This window comes from Sorangium sp. So ce1504, assembly GCF_051521635.1.
GTDB lineage: Bacteria > Myxococcota_A > Polyangia > Polyangiales > Polyangiaceae > Sorangium > Sorangium cellulosum_B.
On the sequence record NZ_CP150365.1, the window covers coordinates 5,437,402 to 5,459,981 of the forward strand.

16 protein-coding genes and 1 pseudogene are annotated in these 22,580 nt (G+C 71.5%); 7 read left to right on the forward strand and 10 right to left on the reverse strand.

Annotated features, from left to right (window positions below; translation table 11 throughout):
* Nucleotides 1–279 precede the first annotated feature (279 nt).
* The 3 genes from WMF39_RS20345 to WMF39_RS20355 are packed head-to-tail and all read left to right on the forward strand — an operon-like array spanning nt 280 to nt 4,867.
* Nucleotides 280–1,071 carry an alpha/beta fold hydrolase gene (locus WMF39_RS20345; protein ID WP_437553997.1) on the forward strand — a complete coding sequence of 264 codons (792 nt, stop codon included), beginning with the start codon at nt 280–282 and terminating at the stop codon, nt 1,069–1,071.
* The gene (locus WMF39_RS20350; protein WP_437747143.1) at nt 1,068–3,758 is read left to right on the forward strand and encodes an ABC transporter substrate-binding protein; all 2,691 of its coding nucleotides are present in this window, start codon (nt 1,068–1,070) and stop codon (nt 3,756–3,758) included. Before WMF39_RS20345 ends, WMF39_RS20350 begins: the two co-directional genes overlap by 4 nt.
* Nucleotides 3,755–4,867, forward strand: a complete 1,113-nt coding sequence (locus WMF39_RS20355; protein WP_437747144.1) for an ABC transporter permease — start codon at nt 3,755–3,757, stop codon at nt 4,865–4,867. The genes WMF39_RS20350 and WMF39_RS20355 overlap by 4 nt, the downstream gene beginning before the upstream one ends.
* A gap of 15 nt (nt 4,868–4,882) precedes the next feature.
* Here the strand turns inward: WMF39_RS20355 and WMF39_RS20360 are convergent, their stop codons facing one another.
* The 3 genes from WMF39_RS20360 to WMF39_RS20370 form a co-directional block, all read right to left on the reverse strand.
* Entirely contained in the window at nt 4,883–7,921 is a 3,039-nt protein-coding gene (locus WMF39_RS20360; protein WP_437747145.1) for a response regulator, read from the reverse strand.
* A 181-nt stretch (nt 7,922–8,102) separates the two neighbouring features.
* Nucleotides 8,103–9,983: a protein kinase domain-containing protein gene (locus tag WMF39_RS20365; protein ID WP_437747146.1), complete on the reverse strand. Its 1,881-nt coding sequence runs from the start codon at nt 9,981–9,983 to the stop codon at nt 8,103–8,105.
* 123 nt (nt 9,984–10,106) lie between these two features.
* Nucleotides 10,107–11,342, reverse strand: coding sequence for an SPFH domain-containing protein (locus WMF39_RS20370; protein WP_437747147.1), 1,236 nt, complete (start codon nt 11,340–11,342; stop codon nt 10,107–10,109).
* Nucleotides 11,343–11,727: 385 nt separating this feature from the next.
* Here WMF39_RS20370 and WMF39_RS20375 point away from each other — a divergent pair, with 385 nt between their 5' ends.
* Nucleotides 11,728–12,846: a hypothetical protein gene (locus WMF39_RS20375; RefSeq protein ID WP_437747148.1), complete on the forward strand. Its 1,119-nt coding sequence runs from the start codon at nt 11,728–11,730 to the stop codon at nt 12,844–12,846.
* Nucleotides 12,847–12,860: 14 nt separating this feature from the next.
* The gene (gene nikR / locus WMF39_RS20380; protein WP_012236284.1) at nt 12,861–13,283 is read left to right on the forward strand and encodes a nickel-responsive transcriptional regulator NikR; all 423 of its coding nucleotides are present in this window, start codon (nt 12,861–12,863) and stop codon (nt 13,281–13,283) included.
* A 49-nt stretch (nt 13,284–13,332) separates the two neighbouring features.
* On the opposite strand, the gene WMF39_RS20385 is transcribed toward nikR, so the two are convergent.
* Both WMF39_RS20385 and WMF39_RS20390 read right to left on the reverse strand, forming a co-directional pair.
* Nucleotides 13,333–14,499, reverse strand: a complete 1,167-nt coding sequence (locus WMF39_RS20385) for a hypothetical protein (RefSeq protein ID WP_437747149.1) — start codon at nt 14,497–14,499, stop codon at nt 13,333–13,335.
* Between the two features lie 28 nt (nt 14,500–14,527).
* On the reverse strand, nt 14,528–14,806 hold the full coding sequence (locus tag WMF39_RS20390) for a hypothetical protein (RefSeq protein ID WP_437747150.1): 279 nt from the start codon (nt 14,804–14,806) through the stop codon (nt 14,528–14,530).
* A gap of 219 nt (nt 14,807–15,025) precedes the next feature.
* Between WMF39_RS20390 and WMF39_RS20395 the strand changes: the two are divergent.
* Together WMF39_RS20395 and WMF39_RS20400 are read left to right on the forward strand one after the other, a co-directional pair.
* Nucleotides 15,026–15,694: pseudogene (locus WMF39_RS20395) on the forward strand (DUF2169 domain-containing protein); the annotation flags it as partial.
* Nucleotides 15,695–16,480: 786 nt separating this feature from the next.
* Nucleotides 16,481–16,927 (forward strand): hypothetical protein, encoded by a 447-nt coding sequence (locus tag WMF39_RS20400; protein WP_437748171.1) that lies wholly within the window; start codon nt 16,481–16,483, stop codon nt 16,925–16,927.
* A 40-nt stretch (nt 16,928–16,967) separates the two neighbouring features.
* On the opposite strand, the gene WMF39_RS20405 is transcribed toward WMF39_RS20400, so the two are convergent.
* The 5 genes from WMF39_RS20405 to WMF39_RS20425 all read right to left on the reverse strand — a co-directional run bounded on the left by WMF39_RS20405 (nt 16,968) and on the right by WMF39_RS20425 (nt 22,428).
* Nucleotides 16,968–17,186, reverse strand: a complete 219-nt coding sequence (locus WMF39_RS20405) for a hypothetical protein (RefSeq protein ID WP_437747151.1) — start codon at nt 17,184–17,186, stop codon at nt 16,968–16,970.
* A gap of 111 nt (nt 17,187–17,297) precedes the next feature.
* On the reverse strand, nt 17,298–18,377 hold the full coding sequence (locus WMF39_RS20410) for a PAAR domain-containing protein (protein WP_437747152.1): 1,080 nt from the start codon (nt 18,375–18,377) through the stop codon (nt 17,298–17,300).
* Between the two features lie 15 nt (nt 18,378–18,392).
* Entirely contained in the window at nt 18,393–20,441 is a 2,049-nt protein-coding gene (locus WMF39_RS20415; protein WP_437747153.1) for a type VI secretion system Vgr family protein, read from the reverse strand.
* Between the two features lie 355 nt (nt 20,442–20,796).
* Nucleotides 20,797–21,357 (reverse strand): hypothetical protein, encoded by a 561-nt coding sequence (locus WMF39_RS20420; RefSeq protein WP_437747154.1) that lies wholly within the window; start codon nt 21,355–21,357, stop codon nt 20,797–20,799.
* A gap of 246 nt (nt 21,358–21,603) precedes the next feature.
* The gene (locus WMF39_RS20425; protein WP_437747155.1) at nt 21,604–22,428 is read right to left on the reverse strand and encodes an SPOR domain-containing protein; all 825 of its coding nucleotides are present in this window, start codon (nt 22,426–22,428) and stop codon (nt 21,604–21,606) included.
* Nucleotides 22,429–22,580 lie beyond the last annotated feature (152 nt).

Genomic DNA, 22,580 nt, shown 5'->3' on the forward strand with positions numbered 1-22,580 from the left:
TCGGCCCGCTCGGCACGACGCGGGTCGGGGGCCGTGAGGGGAAAAAAGCGACGCTCGGTGCAATGGGTGCGAGCAGGGGGGCGCCCGACACCCAGCGGGGCTCGTGGAGCGGCATGCCCCGTACCCTGACACACATCGGTCCTTTCAGACAAAAGGGCTGATAGTCTCGCCGCCACCATGGCCAAAGCCCTCGCCAGCGAGGGTCGGGGCTCGGCCTCTCCCGCCGCCCCCCGACCCGTCGAACGCGTCATCAGGGATGTCACCGCCCGGGGTGTCAGGATGCGGGTCCTGGTCGCCGGCGCGGGCAACGGCCCGGCGCTGCTGCTGATCCACAGCTTCCTCGTCAGCCACCTGGAGTTCGATGACGTGATCGACACGCTGGCCCAGCGGTTCCACGTCATCGCCCCGGACCTGCCGGGCTTCGGCGAGAGCGAGAAGCCGAGCCCGGCGCGGTACGCCTACGGCATCGAGACGTTCTCCGAGGCCGTGGCCGACCTCATCGCCGCCTTCGGCGTCGGCCGCGCGCACCTCGTCGGCCACGCGATGGGCGCCGCCGTCGCGATCACGCTGGCCGCCAACCACCCGGAGCTCGTGCAGCGGCTCGTCCTGGAGGACGCGCTCTGTTACCCGTTCCCGATGAGCTTCAAGATGAAGCTCCCGCTCCTGCCGGTCGTGGGCGGCATCGTCTTCAAGCAGCTCCACGGCCGCGGCACGTTCCGGTCGTACTTCCGCGACGACGTGTTCCGGGCGGACGCGGCCGTGCCGCTCTCGCGCGTCGACCGGCACTACGATCTCTTCAACGCCCCCTCGGCGCGCGAGAGCGCCCACGCGGTGATGCGCGCGGTGCTCGACGCGCGCCCCGTCGTCGCGCGCCTCACCCGGATCACGGCGCCGACCCTCGTCGTGTGGGGGCGCGACGATCGCATCTTCCCGGCGGCGAGCGCGCAGCGGCTCGCCCGCGAGATCTCCGGCGCGATGCTCGAGATCATGGACGCCGGGCACTCGCCCCACGAGGAGCGGCCGGGGGAGTTCGTCGCGCTCGTGACGCAGTTCCTCGAAGGGAAGCGGTGACGGCGACGGCGCGCTGGGCTCGGCTCTCGCGCGGCGCGGCGCGAGCGGCCGGGCGCGCTGGGCGCGCCGTCCTCGGCGAGGACGCGGCGCGGCGGTTCCTCGGGGACCGCTCGGCGCTGCTCGGCCTCGGGATCGTCGCGCTGCTCTCGCTGTTCGCCGCGGTGGGGCCGGCCGTCATCCCCCACGACCCGAACGCGAGCGACTTCACCCTGGCCCGCGACGCCTCCGGAGCGCCGCCCGGGCCGTCGGCCGCCCACTGGCTCGGGACGGACCCGCTCTTCCGCGACCTGCTCGCGCGCCTCGCGCACGGCGCGCGGCTCTCGCTCGCCGTCGCGCTCTCGTCCACGGCCCTCGCCACGGGGCTCGGCGCGCTCGTCGGCGTCACGGCCGGCATGGCCGCCGGCACGCGGGCGGACGCGCTCGACGGCGCGCTCATGCGGCTCGTCGACGTGATCCTCGCCCTGCCGTACCTCCTGTTCGTGACCGCGATCGGCGTCGCCGTGGGGCGCGCGGACGTGGGGACGATCCTGCTCGTGCTCGGCCTCACGGGGTGGACCGGGGCGGCGCGGGTCGTCCGGGCCAAGACCGCAGAGCTCGCGCAGCGCGATTTCGTGGCCTCGGCGCGCGCGCTCGGCGCGGGGCCGCTGCACATCGTCCGGCGGCACGTCCTGCCGAACGTGGGCGGGACGCTGCTCGCGCTCGCGACCATCAGCGCCGGGCAGATGATCCTCGCGGAGGCCGCCCTCGGCTACCTGGGCGTCGGCGCGCAGCCGCCGACCGCGACCTGGGGCCGCATGCTGCACGAGGCCGAGCCGTACCTCGGGGTAAGGCCGCTCCTTGTGGCCGCGCCGGGCTTCGCCATCGTGCTCGCCGTGCTCGGCTTCCACCGCGCGAGCGAGGGGCTCCGCGACGCGCTCGATCCGGCCGGCGCGGCGCTCCCGCGCGGCCGTCGCCTGCCGGTCGATCTGCTCGTCGCGGGCGCGGCGCTGCTCCTGCTCTCGGGCGGCTCGGCGGGCGGCGTCCGCGCGCCCCTCGGCGGCGAGCCGGCGCCCGGCGCGCCCGTGCGCGGCGGGACGCTGCGCCTCGCGACCACGGTCAACGCGCGCGCGCTCGATCCGGCGCTCGCCTACGACGAGCTCTCGAGCACCGTCGCGGAGCTCGTCTTCGCCCGCCTCGTCACGTGGGACCAGGGCGGCCGCATCACGCCCGATCTCGCGCGCGCGATCGAGGTGGAGCGCGGCGGGCGGACGTACGTCTTCACGCTGCGCGAGGGCGTGCGGTTCCACGACGGCGCGGAGCTCCGCGCCGCCGACGTGAAGCGCTCGATCGAGCGGACGCTCCACCCGAGGACGCCGAGCCCGGGCGCGAGCCAGTACGACATGATCGAGGGCTTCGCCGAGTACCACGCGGGCGCGGCGCCGCACCTCGCCGGCGTGCGGGTGCTCGGCGATCACGCCGTCGCGATCGATCTGCGCGCGCCGGACGCGACGTTCCTGCCCCTCATGACGCTCGCGTTCATGGCGCCGGTGTGCCCCTCGTCCGGGGCCGCGGTCGACGCGGCGAGCCCGCCGCCGCCGTGCGGCGCCGGCCCGTTCCGCGTCGCGCGGTGGGACCAGGACGGGACCATCGGGCTCGCCCGCCACGAGGGGTACTTCCGCCCGGGCCTGCCGTACCTCGACGCCATCGCGTGGCAGACTGGCGTGCGCGCGACGACCCAGCGCTACAAGTTCGAGGAGGGCGAGCTCGACGTCCTGCGCGATCTGACCGCGATCGACGCGGCGGCCTACCGCGCCGCGCCCGGGTGGGAGGGGCAGAGGCGCTGGGTGACGCGGGACAGGACCAACGCCGTCTTCCTCAACACCGAGCTCGCGCCGTTCGACCAGCTCGCCGTCCGGCGCGCTGTCGCGTTCGCCCTCGATCCCGCCGTGCTGGAGAAGGTGCGCCCCGATCTGCTCGCGCTCGACCGGGTGCTGCCGCCGTCGATCCCGGGCCCCCCGCGCGACGCGCCGATGCGGCAGCACGACCTCCCGCGCGCGCTCGAGCAGATGGCCGCGGCCGGCTACCCGTACGACCCGGCGACCGGGAGGGGCGGCTACCCGGGCGTCATCGACTACATCGCGGTCCCGGACACGCTGGAGCAGGCGATCGGCGAGATCGTCCAGCAGCAGCTCGCCAGGATCGGCCTCCGCGTCCGCCTGCGGCTCGTCAGCTGGGCGACCTACCTCGCCGAGGCCTCGCGGCGCCGCGCCGTCCCCATGGGCTGGGTCGGGTGGCAGGCCGATTTCCCCGACCCGGCGAGCGTCTTCGAGCCGACGCTCTCGACGCGCGCCATCCGCGACGAGGGCTCGCAGAACTACGCCTTCTTCAGCGACGAGGAGCTCGATCGCACGCTCGACGCCGCCCACGCCGAGCAGGATCGCGCGCGGCGCCTCGCGCTGTACGACCGCGCCGAGCGCATCGTCCGCGATCGCGCGCCGTGGGTGCCCACGTACACGGCGCGGCAGCTCGAGCTATGGCACCCCTACGTGCGCGGCCACGAGGGCGCCGCCGCGCTCACGTCCCGCTTGCACGAGGTCTGGCTCGACCCGTCCGCGCGGCCCGGGGCCGGCGGAGGGCCGCGCGCGGCCGCGCCACGAACCGCGACGCCGCTCCGCGCGCTGCTCGCGCGCGCGGCCCTTTCCCGATGAGCACCCCGCGCGCGCGCCGTGCCCTCACGCCCCGCCCGGGCCGCGCCTCCGCGGTGGGCTCCGCGCTCGCGCGCCTGCTCCGGCGCCTCGGCTGGGCCGCGATCGTCATCGCGGGAGTCACCGCGGTCTCGTTCGGGATAGCGTACCTCCTCCCGGGAGACGCCGCGCGGATGCTCGTCGGACCGCAGGCCTCGGCGGCGGACCTCGAGCGCGCGCGGGCCATCCACGGGCTCGATCGCCCGGTCCCCGTGCAGTTCGCTCGGTTCGTCCGGCGGCTCGTCCACGTCGGCCCCGCGGGGGGCGGCGACGACAGCGCCCCTGGCGCCCACGCGGGCGCGCGCGCCGATCCGGAGCACCGCAGCTGCGCGACGGGGCCGCTCGGCCTGCACGTCGACCTCGGCTACAGCTTCCATTACCGCAAGCCGGTCGTGGATCTGCTCGAGGCGAAGGTGCCGCGCTCCGTCGAGCTCGCGCTGGCCGCCCTGCTGGTGCAGCTCCTGCTCGGCCTCTCGCTCGGGATCGTCGCCGCGGTCCGCCGCGGGACGGCCTGGGAGGACGCGGCGCTCGGCGCCACCCTGCTCGGCGCCAGCGCGCCGACCTTCGTGATCGGCCCCGCGCTCCAGTACGTGCTCGCCTACAAGCTCCGGCTCTTGCCGTACGACGGGTACGGCGCCACGGCGGCCGATCACCTGCGCTCCCTCGTCCTGCCGGCGCTGACGCTCGGCGTGTTCGGCAGCGCCCTCTACGCGCGCATCGTCCGCGAGGAGCTCCGGACGCTGCTCCGCCAGGACTTCATCCGCACCGCGCGGGCCAAGGGCGCCTCTCGCCTGCGCGCGCTCGTCGTCCATGCGCTGCGCAACGCGCTCTTGCCGCTCGCCACGCTCGCCGCGCTCGACCTCGGGGCGCTGGCGGGCGGCGCGATCGTCACGGAGAAGCTCTTCCGCTGGCCCGGCGTCGGCAGCATGGCGGTCGAGGCGCTCCAGAACCGGGACGGCCCGCTCATCGTCGGGACGGTGCTCTTCTCCGCGGCCGCCATCGTGCTCGCCACCGTGGCGCTCGATGTGGCGGCCCTGGCCCTCGATCCCCGGCTCAGGTCGCGGTCGCGCTGAGCGCGGACCGCACGCTCACGGCATGCCGGCGAGCGCGCGGCACTCCGCGCCGAGCGGGGAGTCGGCCGAGGAGAGCTCGGCGCACTTGCGGAACGAGGCCCGCCCGCCGCGCCCGGCCGCCTGCTCTGCGGCGCCGCGCAGGTGCCACGCCGCGGCGCTCCCCGGGGAGGCGGCGGTGAGCTGCTGCGCGAGCTGCACCGCCTTGCCGGTCTGCCCCGACTCCAGGGCGCGCATCACGCGCGTCGAGAGGGGCCCGCCCTCCTCGTCCGGCGCGGCAGGCGCGGGCGCGGCAGGCGCCGACGCGGGCGGGGCAGCCGAGGGCTCCGGCTCCCGCGTCGGCGCGGCGGCCTGGCCCGCGGTCGCCGCCGCGCTCGGCGGCGCGGCGGTGGTGGGCGGCGCGTGCGAAGCGTGCTCGGAAGGCGCTCCGGCCGGCGCGGGGCTCGCCGCGGCAGGCTTCGCCCGCGCGCTCGCCGAGGCTGGCGCGGCCGGCTGACCCGCCGGGGCGTCGGCGGGGGTCGCTGCGGAGAGCCCCGCCGCGGCAGCGGCCGCCGGCTCTCCTTCCGGCTCCGACGCGGCCAGAGCCGCCGCGGGCACCGCCGCGGAGTGCTGCCCCGCCGGCCCCTCCTCCGGCAATGGCGCATGGACCGGCGCCGCTGGCACGGGGCGCCCCGTCTGGCCGACCAGCCACACGCCGGCGGCCCCGAGCGCGAGCGCCGTGACCAGGCCGGCGACGATCCGCGCGATGCGGGCCCGGCGCTCCTCGTGGCGGGGCCCGAAGAGCGTGGCCTCGACCGCGCCGGCGGTCGTGTCGGCGTCCTCGGCCGAGGGATGCTCCCGCGCCGCCATCCCCTCCGGCGCGTCCACCCCGCCACCGAGGAAGAAGCGCTCGCTCTCGCTGATCGGCCCGCGGTCGCCAGGAGGCGCGTCGTCCGGCGCCGCCGCGAGGCTCGCCGCCGGGGCGGCGTCCGGCACCGGCAGCGGCGGCGGGGAGGCCTCGATCGGGCGCGCCTCCCCGGCCTTCGCTTCGACGGGCTGCGGCGCCTGCGCACGCTCCGCCGCGCGCGGGACGGCGACGGGCGGCGGCGCGTCGCTCGGCGGGCGGGGGCGCAGCGTGGGGCTCGTCGACACCGCCGGGGTGCGCTCCTCGCCAGCGGGCGACGCGACGCCCGCTGCCGCCGCAAGCACAGGCGGCGGCGCCGCAGGCGCGGGCAGCGCCGCGGGCTCGGGCAGCGCCGCTGCGGGCGCCTCGGGGGGCGTGGAGCGAACGCGCTGCTCGGCGGGAGCGGCCGCGGCCACGGGCCTGTCGCTCCTCGTGGAGCGCTGCTTCTGCGCGAAGCTGCGCGGCGTCACGAGCGGTCGCGTGAGCGGGGCCTCATCGCTGCTCGCGAGCGTGGTGTCCTTGTCGAGATCGACCTCGGCGCGCGGCCGCGTAATCCGGGCGGCCTCGGCAGGCGATGCGGCGTTCCGCGGCGGCTCCGACGGCGCGCGGCCACCCGCCGCGACAGGGCGCGCCACGGCGTTCCTCGGTGGATCCGACGGCGCGCGGCCACCCGCCGCGACGGGGCGCGCCACGGCGTTCCTCGGTGGATCCGACGGCGCGCGGCCCTCTGTCGCGCCGGCGCGCGCCGCCGCGGCCGACACGGTGCTCCGCGGCGGCTCCGACGGCGCGCGGCCACCCGCCGCGCCGGAGCGCGCCGTCGCGGCCGACACGGCGCTCCGCGGCGGCTCCGACGGCGCGCGCGCCCCCTCCGGCGCGGAGCGCGCCACGGCGGCGCTCGCGCTGGCCGCTCGGCCGACCGCCCCTGGCCCGTGCACCGCGCTGCGGGTCGTCACGGGGCGCCCGGGGGACTCCGCGTCGGGGTCCCCCGCCGGCGCGTGCAGCTCGTGACCGGGCCGGGAGCGCGGGAGCACCGCCGGAGAGACCCGGGTCGAGAGCGGCGCCGGGACCACGGCGGCGTCCTCGAGGTCGTCGGAGCCGGCGTTCCCCGGGCTCCCCTCGGGGTAGTTGGAGCGCCGCGCGCTCGACGGCGACGAGAGCGGCGAGAACTCGTCGTGGAACGCCGCCTCCGGCTCGCTCGGCACCACGTCGTCGGGCGGGAGCGCGGCGGCGGGCACCAGCAGCCCCTCGAAGTAGAGCTTCGAGATGGTCGAGAGCGTCGAGAGATCCTCGAACGGGGACGCGTCGACCACCTGCATCAGCGTGCGCTTGCCGTCGAACAGGCGCAGGATCCCGTTCAGCTCGTCGGGGATCTCGTTCAGCCGCTCCAGGAGCTCTTCGCTGTCGACCTCGAAGACGGTCGCGAGCGACGGCAGCGCCTCGAGGAGCCGGCCCCACTCGTCGACGCGGCGCATGCCCTCCATGAGGAGGCCCTGCGTCGACGTCTCGATCCCGTCGGGGTTGTCGACCTTGCAGAACTCGACCTCGAACGTCCCCTCGTTCCACAGGAGCGCGCGGTAGACGGCCTCCTCGCCGCAGAGCCGGCCGAGCGTCGCGTCGACGACCTTGCCCTCGCGAAAGTAGACCTGCGCCTCGTTGTCCGCGTGCGACAGGTGGACGATCCCGCTCTTCCGGCTCACCTCGAACGTCTGCAGCAGATCCACGACGTTCATGTCGAGGATCGACCCGGAGAACCTGGTCCGCCCCGTCGTCGAGAAGTGGCGCGTCGTGATCCCCTCGCGCGTCCGCCGCGCGAGGAGCAGCGTCACGCGCGCGATGAGCTCGCGCACGAAGATCGGCTTGGTCAGGTAGTCCTCGACGCCGAGCTCCAGCCCGCGGATCTTGTCCTCGATGGACCGCTGGCTCGTGAGGAAGACGACCGGGATCGAGGCCCAGTCGGCGTGCTCCTTCATCTTGCGGACGAGGGCATATCCGTCCACGTTGGGGAGGCGCGTGTCGCTGAGGACGAGGTCCGGCGTGGAGACCTCGAGCTTCGCGAGAGCGTCCGCTCCGTCCTTCGCGGTGGTCACGCTGTAACCGGCCTTTTTCAGGCTGACCTCGAGGACCCGAACGCTGCGCGGATCCGCGTCGACCAGGAGGAGCTGTTGCTTGGCCACTAGAGGTTTCCGCCTCGCGAAGGATGGCGAGCCCGAACGGACGCTGTCAAGCGCTCCGCCCTGAGCGTCGCCGCTGCCGTCGATCGCTTGTCCCGCGGCCGCGGGCCCGGTGCTCGACGTCGTCCATCGTGCACACAGGACGGCTGGGAAGGCCAGGTTTCGTCGCGCGCCGATCGGGCGATCAGCGCTTCCAGGGATCGACGATATCGCCGGTTGCTTGCGGCCTTACCATGGAGGCCGTGGGCGCCGCGGTCGCCGACGGACGGGCCGTCGCCGCGGTCGGCTTCGCCGGGATCGGGGCGGCTGTGCCCTGGGTGCGGGGCGGCTCCTGCGCGGTCGGCGCGGGCGCCGCCGTCGCGGCCGCGGGCGCGGCGGGCGGCTCGTCGATCGCCCTGGCGGGCGCCGTCTCCGCCGGGAGGGCGCCGCCGGGAGCGTCGTCGGCGGCGGCCTGGGGCTGCTCCTCGGGCGCCGAGGCGCGCAAGGCGCGGACGCCGAGGGCGATGACGATGGGCACGAGGACCGCCGCGAGCGCGATCGCCACGCGCGCGGCCATCGAGAGCGGCTCGGACGGCTCCGCGGGCGCCTGGACCGGGGCGAGCACCTCCTCGTGCGCGAGCGGCCGTATCGACTCGCGCGCGCGCGGCCGCATCGACTCGTGCGCGCGCGGCCGTACCGACTCGTGGCGAGGCAGCTCGCCCGGGGGCGCGACGGAGACCCCGCGGCCCGGCGGATCGAGGGCGAGCTCGATGGCCTCGACGAGGTCGGCCATCGAGGAGAAGCGCTCCTCGGGGTTCTTCGCGAGGCAGCGCATGACGATCGGGCCGAACGCGCCGAGCGCGGTGGCGTCGGGCATCACCTGCTCGAGCGGCTCGGGCGACATGTACATGTGCTTGGTCAGCACGCCCATGTACGTGTCCGCCTCGAAGGGGACGCGCCCCGCGAAGCACTCGTACATGAGGACGCCGAGCGCATAGATGTCGGCGCGGGCGTCGATGCGCTTCCCCTCCGCCTGCTCCGGGCTCATGTAATGCGGCGTCCCGAACACCATGCCGATGCGCGTGAGCCGCTTGCCGCCGGTCACCTTCGCCACGCCGAAATCGAGCAGCTTGACGAACTCCTGATCGCCGTTGCGGACGAGGTACACGTTGTCGGGCTTCAGGTCGCGGTGGATGACGCCCGCGGAGTGCGCGGCCCCGAGCGCGGCGGCGCACTGGAGCATGATCTGCCCGACCCTGTCGGCCGGCAGCGTCTTCTCGGTGCGCAGCAGCGACGCGAGGGAGGTCCCGGAGAGGAACTCCATGACGAAGAACGGCAGCTCTGCCTGCCCCGTCTCGACCTCGATCGCGCCGAAGTCGCTCACCGCGACGATGTTGGGGTGGCCGATCGCCGCGGCCGCCTTGGCCTCCTGGATGAAGCGGGCGACGAGCTCGGCGTCCTGCGCGATGTCGCGCCGGAGCACCTTCAGGGCGAAGAGGCGGCCGAGCGACTTGTGGCGCACCTCGTACACCGTCCCCATCCCCCCTTCACCCACGACCGCCTGCACCTCGTAGCGGCCGTCGATGGTGCGCCCGAGCATCGGATCGGCCGATGGATTCCAGTCGGGCGCGTCGGCGAGCGGATCGCCGTCGAACGGGCAGAAGCGGGAGTCGCCGGAGAAGGTCTGGTTGCAGGTCGGGCAGCGCCGCGCGCGCGGGGTCTGCTTCGCCTTCCCCCGGCGCGCCGGCCCGTCGAAGCGCGCCGGCAGCGGTGGGATCGCCGGGCGCGCGTCGACGTGCGCTGGCAGTGGTTCCCCGCGCGGCGGCACGTCGCTGCGGAACGGCAACTCGCTGCGCGGCGGCGCGTCGCTGCGCAGCGGCGCGTCGCTGCGCAGCGGCACGTCGCTACGCGCTGGCGGCGCATCGCTGCGCGCTGGCGGCACATCGCTGCGCGCCGGAGGCTGAGCAAATGATTCGTCTCCGTGCAGCCGCGGGATGTCTTCCCGATGGAACAGCTCGGCAGCCTCGGACTCGCCGGCGGTCATCTCGGGCTGAGCATCCCCGGCCATGCGGAGCGTCACTGGCACCCCATCGAGTCTAGCCGAAAGCGCGCTCGGTGGTTCGGATCAGATGGCGCCAGTTTGGCGACCGCGGTGGAGCGCCTCCCCGCGGGTCGCCGCGCGCGGCGGCCAGCGCCGCCTTGTAAGGACTCAGATCTCTTCGAGAATCTTCGCCTTGCGGGCCTGGAACTCCTCGTCGGTGATGAGGCCCTTGCTCTTGAGCTCCCCGAGGCGCTCCAGGCGCTGCTCGATCGACGGCGCTGCGCCGGGGGCAGCCTGCGGCGCGCCCGGGTAGCCCTGCGGCGCGCCCGGGTAGCCCTGCGGCGCGCCCGGGTAGCCCTGCGGCGCGCCCGGGTAGCCCTGCGGCGCCCCCGGCTGCTGCATGTGCGGCGGCACGAACTGGGGCTGGCCCTGCGCCGCGAGCGCGGGGTTCATCGCCTGCGCCAGGCCGGCGCCGATCGCCACCTGGGCGCCCAGCCCCGCGACGCCGCTGCCGTCGCCGCCCTGCGCCATGCCCTGGCCGGCGCCCATCATCGCCTGGCCGGCGGCGTAGTTCTGCCAGTTGCCCGCCAGCTGCTGCACGTACCGCGCGTCCTGCTGGAACCGCTGATCGAGCTCGAACTGCTTCGCGCGGGCGGTGTCCTGCGCGACCCCGATGCCGCGGCGCGCCTCGCCGCGCGCCTTGTTCGCCTCGCGGAGGAGCTTCTGGTCCTCGGCCGAGAAGTTGATGTTGAAGTTGCCGATCTCGAGGATCTTGCAGCCGATCTCCTCGAGGTTCGGCGCGGATTGCACGATGCGGGCGCCGAGCTCCATGCTCATGCCGCCGAGGTTGAGCAGGCTCTTCTGCTGCTGCGCGCAGACCTGGCCGATCACGGTCTTCACGCTCATGAAGAACTTGCCCTTGATCCAGCTCAGGACGACGTCGTTGTCGCCGCTGCCGCCGCACTGCCCGTGGTACCCGACGACGAACCGCACCGGATCGACAACGACCAGCGAGAACTCACCGAAGATGCGCGGCGTCACGAACTCGTAAAGGGTGGGATCCTCCATCGACTCCAGCGGCCCGCCGAACGGCACGCCGCGGACCGGCTGCGTCTTGACGAAGAAGATCTCGGCGATGAAGACGTCCCCGCCCGTGAACTTGTTGACGAGGTTGTTCAGGAACGGGATGTTCTGGGTCTGGAGGGTGTGGCGCCCTGTGGGCAGGTAACCCATGTACCTGCCATCCTTGAAGAAGAGGGCGCACTCATCGCTGTCGACCGTCAGCTGCGACCAGAAGGGGATGTTCTGGTCCGGGTGCTTGTAAACGATGAGATGCTTCGCCGCGTCCGGGCGCGCGATCATCATCTCGCGGACGCCGCTCTTCACGAAATCGAAAATCCCCATGTCGCGCTCCTCTTCGGTGTGCTGGGTGTGACGGATCTGCCGGTCCCCTGCCCCCCGGGACCTCGGGTTTCATTCCGGCAGACGGCGCGCAGGGTCCGCGCCGTTCGTTCTCCGTTGACGGTCGCCGCGCCTTTCAGGCACACAGCGGCCTCAGGATAGTCCGCAGATCGCAGGGCAGCAATGCCCGCCGGGAGGACCGTATGCCCGTTGCTCCGCTCGCTCTGCTAGCTCTGATCGAGCCGCTGGCGCCATCCGAGTCATCCGAGTCATCCGAGTCACCCGCGTCGGCCGTGTCACCCGCGTCCTTCGGGATCCCGAGCTCCGCCGTGCGGCAGCCGAAACGCTCGTCCTCCTGGCATGGGGCCGCGCTGGCGAGGGCGCCTCGATGACCGCGCCAATCGACATCAGCGCCCTCTCGGCGCCCGCGCAGAAGCTGGCGCAGCCGGGCGCGCCGCAGAAGCTCAGGGAGATGGCGGCGCGCGGCATCGCCCCCGGGCTCAAGCCGGGCGACGTCGTGACGGTGCTCGTGCTGCTCGCGTCGCGCGACGAGGAGCCGACCCGCGAGGCCGCGGAGAAGACGCTGGCGGCGCTCCCCGAGCCGCTGCTCCAGGGGGCGCTCGGCGCGGATCTGCAGCCGCCGGTCATCGATCGGCTGGCCCGCGCGTACGCGGACCGCCTCCCGGTCGTCGAGAGGCTCTGCGCGATGCCGGGCGTCGCCGCGGAGACGCTCGAGGAGCTCGCGCGGACCGGGGGCGAGGCGGTGACGGAGCTCATCGCCGTCAACGAGGAGCGGCTGCTCAAGAACCCGCGCGTCATCGAGAAGCTCTACCTCAACAAGAACACGCGGATGTCGACCGCCGACCGCCTCGTCGATCTCGCGTCCCGCAACGGGGTCGAGCTCACGGGCATCCCGGCGTGGCGCGAGGTCAGCGCCGCGATCAAGGACGAGCTCATCGCGGAGCCGTCGCCCGAGCCCACGCCGGACGACGTGCTGTTCAGCGAGACGCAGGCGCTCGCGGAGGCGCTCGCCGCGGACGAGCCGGTCGACACGCACGTCGAGGACGAGGAGGGCAAGGAGGCGATCAAGGAGCAGTACGTCCCGCTCTACAAGCGGCTCGCCGACATGACCATGTCGCAGCGGATCCGGCGGGCGATGCTCGGCTCGCGCGAGGAGCGCATGCTGCTCGTGCGCGACTCGAACCGCCTCGTGGCCAGCGCCGCCGTGCGCAGCCCGCAGATGCAGGAGGAGGAGGTCGTCCTCATCAGCCGCAACCGGAACATCTCGGACGAGGTGCTGCGGATCATCTCGACGACGCCCGAGTGGCTGAAGAGCTACACGGTGAAGCGGAACCTCGTCGAGAACCCGAGGACGCCGGTGCTCGTCGCGACGCGGCTGGTCCAGCACCTGCGCGAGTCCGATCTCCGGGGCATCGCGAAGAGCAAGAACGTGACGTCGCCGGTGAAGGACGCCGCGAGGCGGCACCTCGAGCGGCGCAAGAGCTGAACGGGGGACGAGCGATGAGCGACCTGGTCCGCTTCGGCGTGGCGATGGATCGCGCGCTGCTGGCCGAGTTCGATCGGCGCATCACCGCGCAGGGCTACGAGAACCGCTCGGAGGCGCTGCGGGATCTGGTCCGCGCGGACCTGACGCGCGCCGCGCTGGACGAGGGGGCCGAGGTGGCGGCCACGCTGACGCTCGTCTACGAGCCCGAGGTGCGGGAGCTCGTGCTGCGGATCTCCGAGCTGGAGGAGCGGCGCGCGGGGTCTCTGGTCTCCAGCCTGCTGGTCCGCCTCGACGCGGCCCGGCTGCTCCAGGTAATGGTGCTGAAGGGCCGCGGGCAGGAGCTGTCCGAGCTCGCCGGGCAGCTCGCCGGGGCCAAGGGGGTCCTGTCCTGCGCGCTCACGCCGGCCGCGGCGCTCCCGGGGGCGGCGCGCCGGTAGCGGGGGGCGGCGCGCCGGCCGCGGGGCCGACGCGGCGGGACGCCGGCCGTCACTTGCGCAGCTTCACCACCGTGCCGGCCCCCTGGTTCGCCCAGTAGACGTAGCTGTCGTCGACCGCGATCCCGCTCGGGCCGTCCTGCTCCGAGGCGAGCACCTCGGCGTCTCCGCCCGCGATGGGCACCCGCATCACCGCGCCGTTCGCCGAGCCCTCGGCGCCGGCGTTCGTCCAGTAGACGTGGTCGCGGTCCACGGCGAGGAACCCGGGGTGATCCTGGCCGGACGCGAGCTCGACCGGATCGCCGCCGCCGAGCGGCGCCTTCATGACGGTGCCGCCGTCGCTGGTCGTCCAGTAGACGGAGCTGTCGTCGACCGCGATGGCCCGCGGGTCGTCCTGCTCCGTGGCCACGTCGCGGTACGTCTCGTCGACGAACGACCAGGCCCGGATCGCGTCGTCTCCCGCGCTCGCCCAGTAGATGCTCTGGCCTTTCACCGCGACGCCGGTCGGGTCGTTCGCGCCTTCCCAGACATGGATCACGCCGGGCGTCTGGATCAGCAGCGCCTGGACGTGGTTGGTCCCGCGGTTCGTCCAGTAGACGTCGCCGCCGGAGACCGCGAGGCCCACGGGGCCGTGCCGCCCGGTGACGACCGGGTCCGGCTTCTCGCTGCCGTCGAGCGACACCTTCATGATGGCGCCCTCGTCGGGCCTGTTCCCCGCGTAGTTCGTCCAGTAGACCCAGCTCGCGTCGACGGCGATCCTGACCGGCTCGTCGAGCCCGTCCTGGAGCGGCGGAGGCGCGGTGCTGCTGCCGTCGAGCGGCGCCCTGAACACGGAGCCGTCGCTCGTCTCCGGGGTGCCGCGGTTGACGCAGTAGACGTGCGTCGCGTCCACGGCGATGCTGACCGGCCGGTTCTGGCCCTCGGCCAGGACGAAGGGGGCGCACACGCCGATCGGGCACCCGCCGCCGGAGCCGCCTAACCCGCCGGAGCCAGCCAGCCCCCCTGAGCCGCCGACGCCACCGGAACCGCCGACGCCACCGGAACCGCCGACGCCACCGGAGCCGCCGACGCCACCGGACCCGCCCGAGGCCCCTGCGCCGTCGAACCGGAGCTCGTCGAGCCCCGAGAGCGCGTTGCACCCGCACAGCGCTCCGAGGCTCGCGACGAGGAACGTCACCGCGGGCGGCGGCGACAGGCGCCGCGCCGTTCGTGCAGGCATCGGACGAGGGCTCTCCAGAGCTCCTGATTTACGCGTCGTCGCCAGGGCTGTCAGCCACTTTCACCGCGGTCTTGAGCGGGTCGGCGATGAACGTCACGCGGCGCTCCTTGGCCTCGAACTCCTGCCAGCAGATCACGGCCGCGCGCTTGTACTTGAAGGGGCCGACGCGCACCCGGTGCTTCGAGGCTCCCTCCGTGGTCGTGAGCAGAAACGGGAGCGGGGCCAGCCATGGGGAGTTGGAGCCGTGGGGCGAACGAAGTCCGCCAGGACGCACCTGGCTCGCGGCCCGCCGGCGCCAGCCCGCCATCGAGGCGGCGGGGCGTCCCGGTGCCCATACGTCCTTCCCGGCGAGCCAGAGCTGGCATCCCGGAGGCTCGCTTGGTCGATCCGCGGCGGCGCGGCTCCGCGGATCGACCCGCGAGCTGCAGCGACGGAACCTGGTACCCTGCGCTCGATGGACGTCGTTTCGTTCTGCGCCTTACGGGCATCAGGGGTCGAGTGGTGCCCCAGGGCCGGTACATATGCGATGACGGTATTTTGCAAGGCCGTCTTCGAACTGCGTCCTGGCGGATGCGTCCTGGCCACCACGCAAGAAGAGCCTCCCGACGTAGACATGCAGTGGAGCGAGGACCCCTACCGCCGCGTGGTCTTGCCGAGGGACCGGGTACCGTACAAGCCGCGCGCAGACGTGGTCCTCGTGGGACACGCTTATGCACCCAGACAACAATCCACGGGATCTTTCACGGCACGCCTCGCGGTCGGCCAGATCGACAAGCGCGTCGCGGTGCGGTTCGACCCGAGCGGCTCGCGACCGCTGGACCCGAGCGCCGCCGAGTTGAGGCGAAAGCTCACGCTCACCGGATACGGACCGGTCACGTCGCAACGGCCGGCGTCCGGGCAGCGGCTGGACCAGCGCGCGGCGAGCTTCGCGCTCCAGGGCTGGGAGGAGCAACCGGTGCCGGCAGGCTTCGATTACAGTTACTTCAACCTCGCGCCGCGGGACCAGCAGCTCGCCGAGCTGCGCCCGGACGAGCAAATCCTGCTCGAGAACTTGCACCCGCAGCACGAACACTTGATGACACGGCTCCCAGGGATCCAGCCAAGGGCGATCGTGGATCGAGCGACGGGCCAGCGGACGGAGATCGCGCTGGCGGCGGATACGCTGTGGATCGACACGGATCGAGGGACCTGTACCGTCGTATGGCGAGGGAAGCTCGGCTTGAGACATCCTCGTGAAGAGGGCCGCGTCGCATTCTGGGTCGACGGGCGCCCGACCGGATCGCCGGTAAGCGCAGCCTCGACGGTTAGCCCCCCTCGCTGGAGCTCCCAGGAGAACTACCGAGAAAGGACAGGCGACGAAGCGAGCGCTCGCTCGCCTGACCATGACGCTGCAGTGGAGCAGACGCTGTCCCTTGCAGCAGCAGCGGCTCCAGCGCAGCCGCGCGCGGGTGGCCCTTTGAACTCACCGCCAGACCGGTTTGACTCGCTCGGCGAGGCCGCGGGGCAGGATGACGGGACAGGGACGGTCCTTGCTTCCATGGCTGCGCCCGTGGAGGATCCGCTGCCCTTCTCGCAGAGCAAGGGAGCGCCACCGATCGCCTACGATGGACGGCCCGCTGCGTCGGAGGCGACGCGAGCGTGCGACGACGGGACGGGAACGATTGCGCCCGGCGTGGAGCCAGACCCCTCGCGGGCGGCTAGGCCGCTGCCCTTTCAGTCCCCCGTGGCTCCGGTGCCGCCCAGGGAGGCCGGCTTGGCCCCGGCTTCTTCGCACATCGCGCCTGAAATCGAAGACGAGCCCGGAAGCTCGAAGGGCGAACGGCTCGCGGTCAAAGGGCATGCGCGAGGGGCCGGCGGCGTGGCGCCGCCTCCGAGGATCGGACCGCTCGCGACGGGGGACGTGACGGCGGACCCCGGAACTCCGGCGCCGAGCGCCAGCAGGGTCGAGGTGGCGTCGCCGGCGGCGGCGCATCGAAGACCGGTGACATCCGACGAGCACAAGCCGCACCTGGACGACCTCACGATCGAGCGGTGCGCAGCGCTCACGGCGCGCATCGCGCAGAGCAAGGCGGACAAGGCGCGGATCCTCGAGGAGCAAGCGCTGTCGCCAGAGCGCTGGGCCGCGATCGAGAGGCGCTGGGCAGACGCGATCCGGTCGGAGACCAAGAAGGGTGGTAAATCGCTGCTGGATCGCTTCGATGCGGCGTACGTGGAGCAGATCGAGAAGGATCGCGGGACGATCGCGGTGGGGGACTATGCGCGGTTGATCGTCGCCGCGGAGCGAGGCACGACCGACAACGTGCTGAAGGAGCTGCGGCTGCCGCACGGCGCCGCCATGCGAATCGAGCGGGTCTGGAACCAGCGATTCGTGAAGAACCACGATCTCGAGGAGCAGGTTGGCGAAGCGCTGGACGCGGCGAGACGTTGAGGTCGGAGTGGGCACCGCCGGCCACGACGGCTAGAGCGCGCTACATCAGGCCTCTGACACCTCCGGTCAGAACGCCGAGCACACACGGGACCCAGATCGCGGCGACGCTGAGGGCACGCCGCTCGCGCCACACGCGGATCGCTATCGCATGAGCGACCATGGAGTAGATCGCGAAGCAGACGCACGTGAACAGGAGGAAGAAGCCTGCATTCGCGTGGGTCGGCACATCCAGCGAGTCCCCCTGAGGGCTCGACTTCATCCCATCGTACTCATTCACGGGCACCACACAGATGAGCCACATGAAAAACAGGCAGCTGGCTGCGTGGAGAGCGACGAGCAGCCCCGTTGACACGACCCGCGCTCGGCCCACTCAGAGATTCCCTCTCGATGCCGGCTGCACGCCGCCGCTGACTCCAGTCCGAGGGCGCCTCGCGCGCCCTTCCTCGAGCAGCTCAAGCAGCCTGTCTCTTCTACGCAAAATCACATCGCCGTAGCTCGTGTTCCTGTAGATATCCTCCAGGCTCAGATCCGGGCCACGGTTGTACCTCGCCCCGATTACACGAATTTCCTCGCTGCCGATCTCCCGACCGGCGAAGTCGACGTCCGCGAGCGCTCGCAGATGGGCCCCGACAATCGCGAGATTCACCTGATCGTCTTTTAGCAAGTTCATGATCCTGAGGCGCTCATCATAGCTCAAGCTGTCTGCATCCATCCCTAGAGTCTCCGCGGCTCTGCGAATCTGGATGCTCACATCGCCCGCGGACGTGAGGTTCGGCGCCCTCGTGACCGTCATTGGCTCTAGCAACGGATCGGCCATGTGGTCGAATGAACGAACGTCGTGCGCCACTCCATCGACGAACGTCGGGTCGCCCCCCACCTCGATGTGGGCGACCCCGGCCACGAGCTCGGGAGGAAGATCGTTCATCCTGGCCACGACGCCTATCGCGGTGCTATGATCGCGGATCCAATTGTCCTTGTAATCGAACAGGTGCTGCGCGCCTCCGCCTAGCCACTCGGGCGCCTTCCACCTGATCACGTCCCAGCCGGTCCAATCATGATTCGGAAGCCTGCGCTCGGCCAAGAGGCCGAGGTACTCATCACGGCTGATCATGTTTCCGCGCAAGGGACGGCCGTCTGCCGGCGGAACCAACGACAGCCTTCCTAACGGCGTCATCACTTCCGCCAAGGTCGACGGCCCTCCGATCAAGAGGTTGGGTGACCCTGTCGCGACGACTCCGACATGGGACGTGAGCTCGCCGACGCGCGCTGCAGGACGACCATTGACCATCACCGTCGCCGCGCCGGTGACGAGCGGATCATCGACGCCGTCGCAGACTGTCCGATCGTCGCGACGAGCGAGGGGGAGCGCGTCGACCCGCACGGTAGGCGAGCCCTCTACTATGGGACCGCGCCCGTGGGCAGGACAATCGTGGCAGTCGGGCTCAGGCATTGATGGCGATCCCGCTCAAGTATTGATCTTCACCATCGGGCCACCGGAGATGACCACATCGCCACTGGTCGATCCGAGCGTGAGCTGCGCGATGCCTCCCACGGTCGTATTGCCCTCGGATGTGATGTTGACGGCGTTCTTCGCCCAGAGACAAATGGTGTCCGCGACGATCTTGATCTTGGAGCCCTGCATCGTGATCGACGCGCCAGCCCCTGTATCCAGCACGACGTGCTCGTTCTGCATCGCAATCGTCGTATTCTCGCCGCCAAGCGAGCCTTCCCCCGGCGGCGTGACCGTCACGACGTGTTTCTCGCCGACCGTCGTCGAATCGATGAGCCCCACGTGAGCCACGCGGTTGATTCCGACCGACACCGTCTGGCTCATCCCAACCGAGATCTGCTCGTTCAACTGGACCCGGTGTGTCCGATTGCCGCCCACCGTGAGGCTGTCGTTGCCCGCGACGCTCGTGGTTCGGTTGTTTCCAATCCTCACGGCCTCATTGTTCTTGACGAGCTTTCTCAGGTCCTTCTGCGCTTGGATATTCACCAGCTCTCGCCCTTGTGCGTCCTCGAACATGATCTCGTTGTATCCGCCCCCGCCGCCTGTCGAGTTGCTCTTCCAGCCGCTTCGCGTCTTGTTGTCCGGGAGCTTGTAGGGTGTCTTCTGCAGGCTTGTATACACACGACCTACAATGACTGGCCGATCCGGGTCGCCGCCCAGGAAGTCCACGAGCACCTCCTGGCCGACGCGCGGCAAGCTCGTCCCGCCGTAGCCCGTGCCGCACCAAGGTTGGCTCACGTGGATCCAGCACGAGCTGGTCTCGTCCATCCTGCTCTCGCGGTCCCAATGAAAATGGACCCGCACCCGCCCGAACTCGTCCGTGTGGATCTCCTCTCCCCGGGGCCCCACCACGGTCGCGCTCTCCAGGCCGAGCGTCTTCGGCTTCGGCGCTCCGAGCGGCGGACGATAGGGCTGTTCTGCGCTGCGCGCCCCGCAGGAGTGCGACCACTCGCCGGACGAGGTCCCTGCGTGCGTCGCCTCCACGATCAAGAGCGCCTTATCAGTGAGATCAGCCCGCGGGTGATCCGACATGCTCATGACCACCCCTGGGGCGAGGTCGACGACGTTTGTCTCGAACATGCACACCCTCGCGCCCGTCCGCTTCGCTTCAAGCCTCCTCTGCGCGCGCAGCGCTGCCTCGGCGTCGTCCACCCGCGTCCTGCCCCGATCGTCGGCGACCGGCGTCCCCTCGCCCTTGTCCGTGCCGAAAAGGAACGCACCCGGCGTGTAATGATAACGCTCCAGCCGCCTTTCGACGTCAAGGCGCGCCGACTCGACGCTCGCGAGCGGCTGGTTGACCGGCGCGCGGCGAAAATCGTGGTCGCGCATCGTGTACCGTCCAGGCCGCACCCGCTGGCCAACACACACGTTGGTGACATACCAGCCGGTCATCATGGTGGCGTCGTCTCTGAACGGAATTCTCTCCGCACGCGGGTCATTCCGGTGCGGCGCGTCGGTGAGCACGAGCTTGGTTTCGTCTTCCACCTGCGCGAAGTAGAACGAGATACCCGCGTCCGCGAGGATCCGACTCATGAAGTTGTAATCCGACTCGGCGTACTGGACGCGATACTTGCGTTTTTTGTATCTATCCGCGAGCCGTAGCTCGTTCTGGATGCCCCACTCGGAGAGGAGCTTGAGCACGATGTCCGGCTCCGAGATCTGCTGGAAAATTCTGTAGTTGCGGCGCTGGGTCGTGAGCCAAAGCTCGGGAACGATGGTGATCTCATAGGTAGAGAGTCCTTCGTCCTCGACGCCGATCTGATGGAGCTCGTTGCAGATGCCCGACCAGAACCGCTCGCACACTCCGTTTGTCATGGTGAAGCGCGCTTGCACGCCCACGACCGCATCGAGGTCGATGGCGGGGTTCTCGCTCAACGCGGTAATCCTCACGTTGAACAGAGATGACATCTGCTCCGAGACGGAGAAACGTCGTACGTCGAAGCGCTCGCCAGATCTGACCGTGAGCGCGAGGCGGTTCCCCTGGAGGGCTCTAGCGTGAGTCATGACTGCGCCGTATGTCCTGATCGGATTCGTTGTTGGACGCAGACAGAAGCCGCTCCGAAGACTTGATGAAAGCCTTCGAGCAGTTTGCCTCCGATCCTGCGACAGGAAGTGTACATGGTGGACCGGATCGATCCAGGAGGCCAGTTTCTCGCGCTTCGGGGGAGGACGGCGATCTGGCCAGGCGCCCGCTGAGGCCAAGAGGGAAACAACGCAAGGCTCGTGCCATGAGCGCGCTCTCTCGAGATCGCGTCATGGCCGGGGGGCTCGTATCGTGGCGACGCCAGCGCCTGTACGAGGGGGCGATTGGCTGGTATCGTCGGCCGAACGCCCGTGGGCAGCTGAAATCAGGGCTGGATCAGCGTAAGGTGGATGTATGGCTTGGATTCACAAACGGCTCACATCGGTCCCGCCAGGTCTGGAATACTGGACGACGACGCACGAGCGGGACTGGCCCGAGGAGAGTCATCTCCGGATCCTCGAGAACACGTTCTGGCTCATTCCATCCCAGCACCGTTCCATCATCGATCACGTCGAGTTCCGCGGGCGCGGTCAGCAGCCTCGCAGCGGCGGTGGAAACAACGGCCACGTGATTCGACTTAGCCATGAATCGGTGCGCGCTCGGCTCAACAACACTCCTGGACGGGAGTTCAACATCACCTTCCTTCACGAGTTCGGGCACCTTGTGGACATGCATTACCAGGTAACCAGGTATGTCATGAGGCGGAGAGACGCCGCGGGTCGAGCCCTCCTCAGGACCGGCCACACGGGGGTCACACAAATGGCCGGAGAGCGTATTGCTGACTGCTACATGATCTACCTTCTTCAAGAGCTCGCGGGTGTCCCCTACCAGCACCCGGCGGATCCCTCGGCGTACCGAGGCGAGCAGGCGCGTGATCGATTCGACGTCTTGCTTCAATCGCCAGCGTTTGCCGGCATCGCGGCCTCGCGTTGACGTGACCCCGTAGCGGTCCAGTGAGGTACCGCCCGCAGAGCGGATGACGTCACGCGCGGCCAGAGTCGATTGAGGCGAGCGCAGGGAGCGCTCGGCGGACAGAGACGCGGGTCGCGGGGCAGGCGGGTTCCCCGTCGAGGTGTCTACCGCAGGTACGTGTCGAGGTGTCTACCGCAGGTACGTGATGCGCCCGCGGGGGGATGATGGACGTCATGCGTCGTCCGGGGTCTCGGCCACTTTGACCGTCGTCTTGGGCGGGTCGACGATGAACGTCACGAGGCGCTCCTTGGCCTCGAACTCCTGCCGGTAGATCACGGCCGAGCGCTTGTACTTGAAGGGGCCCACGCGCACCCGGTGCCAGAGGCCGCGGCCCTTGACGTACGCCGGCTCGACGTACGCCTTGTGCCCGCGCCGGCGCAGGGCCGCCGCGAAGTTCTCGGCGTCGGTGGGGTCCTTGAACGAGCTCACCTGGAGCTGGTAGCTGCCAGGCCCCCCCCGCTCGGTCTCGGGCCCCTCCTCGCGCGACACGTGACGAGCCATCGCGGTGAGCGTGTCGTTCGGGGCGACCTCGCCTCCGGGACGCCCGAGCACGTGCTGCGCCGGCAGCGGGACCACGGGCAGCCGGTCCGCGGCAGGCGGCGGGACGGGCTCCCCGGCAGGCGCCTCGGCGGAGGTGGCCGCCTTGGCCGCCCGCGGATCGCGCACGGCCTCGAGCGCGGTCGTCGGGTGCTCCGCGTCCGAGAGGACCGCGGGGAAGGTCACGTCCTCCCCGATCGTGGCAGGGCGCGGGGCCGGCTTCACGCCGGCCGGGTGAGCGCGCGCGACCAGATCGCCGAGCGGATCGGCGGTGACCGGCCGCTCGCGGTGCGGGGCGCGCAGGAGCGCCACCGCCGCGAAGACGATGCACGCCCCGCCGAGCGAGGCCAGCACCAGCGCGCCCGCGCGCGACGGGCGAGCCCCGGGATCCTCTTCCTGGATCTCCTCGAGGTTCCGCACCGCCCCGGTGTCCATGCTCTCGCCCTTGCTGCGCCTCATGCGTCCTCCTCGCCCCGTCTACCCTGCCCGGCCGTCGACCCACAACTTTCGTGTGCTACTTTATCCTACATCTCCCGGATGGGTCCGGTGGCTGGACGAGCGCTCTCGGGCGAGCGCGCGCTTCGGCGGGGCTGGGCAGCCTCGCATGCGCG

Coding starts and splice junctions, on each gene's coding strand:
- WMF39_RS20375 (WP_437747148.1), top strand. CDS start 11,728: ATGACCGCGCCAATCGACATCAGCGCCCTCTCGGCGCCCGCGCAGAAG.
- WMF39_RS20415 (WP_437747153.1), bottom strand. CDS start 20,441: ATGACTCACGCTAGAGCCCTCCAGGGGAACCGCCTCGCGCTCACGGTC.
- WMF39_RS20370 (WP_437747147.1), bottom strand. CDS start 11,342: ATGGGGATTTTCGATTTCGTGAAGAGCGGCGTCCGCGAGATGATGATC.
- nikR (WP_012236284.1), top strand. CDS start 12,861: ATGAGCGACCTGGTCCGCTTCGGCGTGGCGATGGATCGCGCGCTGCTG.
- WMF39_RS20405 (WP_437747151.1), bottom strand. CDS start 17,186: ATGAAGTCGAGCCCTCAGGGGGACTCGCTGGATGTGCCGACCCACGCG.
- WMF39_RS20345 (WP_437553997.1), top strand. CDS start 280: ATGCGGGTCCTGGTCGCCGGCGCGGGCAACGGCCCGGCGCTGCTGCTG.
- WMF39_RS20385 (WP_437747149.1), bottom strand. CDS start 14,499: ATGCCTGCACGAACGGCGCGGCGCCTGTCGCCGCCGCCCGCGGTGACG.
- WMF39_RS20425 (WP_437747155.1), bottom strand. CDS start 22,428: ATGAGGCGCAGCAAGGGCGAGAGCATGGACACCGGGGCGGTGCGGAAC.
- WMF39_RS20390 (WP_437747150.1), bottom strand. CDS start 14,806: ATGGCGGGCTGGCGCCGGCGGGCCGCGAGCCAGGTGCGTCCTGGCGGA.
- WMF39_RS20355 (WP_437747144.1), top strand. CDS start 3,755: ATGAGCACCCCGCGCGCGCGCCGTGCCCTCACGCCCCGCCCGGGCCGC.
- WMF39_RS20410 (WP_437747152.1), bottom strand. CDS start 18,377: ATGCCTGAGCCCGACTGCCACGATTGTCCTGCCCACGGGCGCGGTCCC.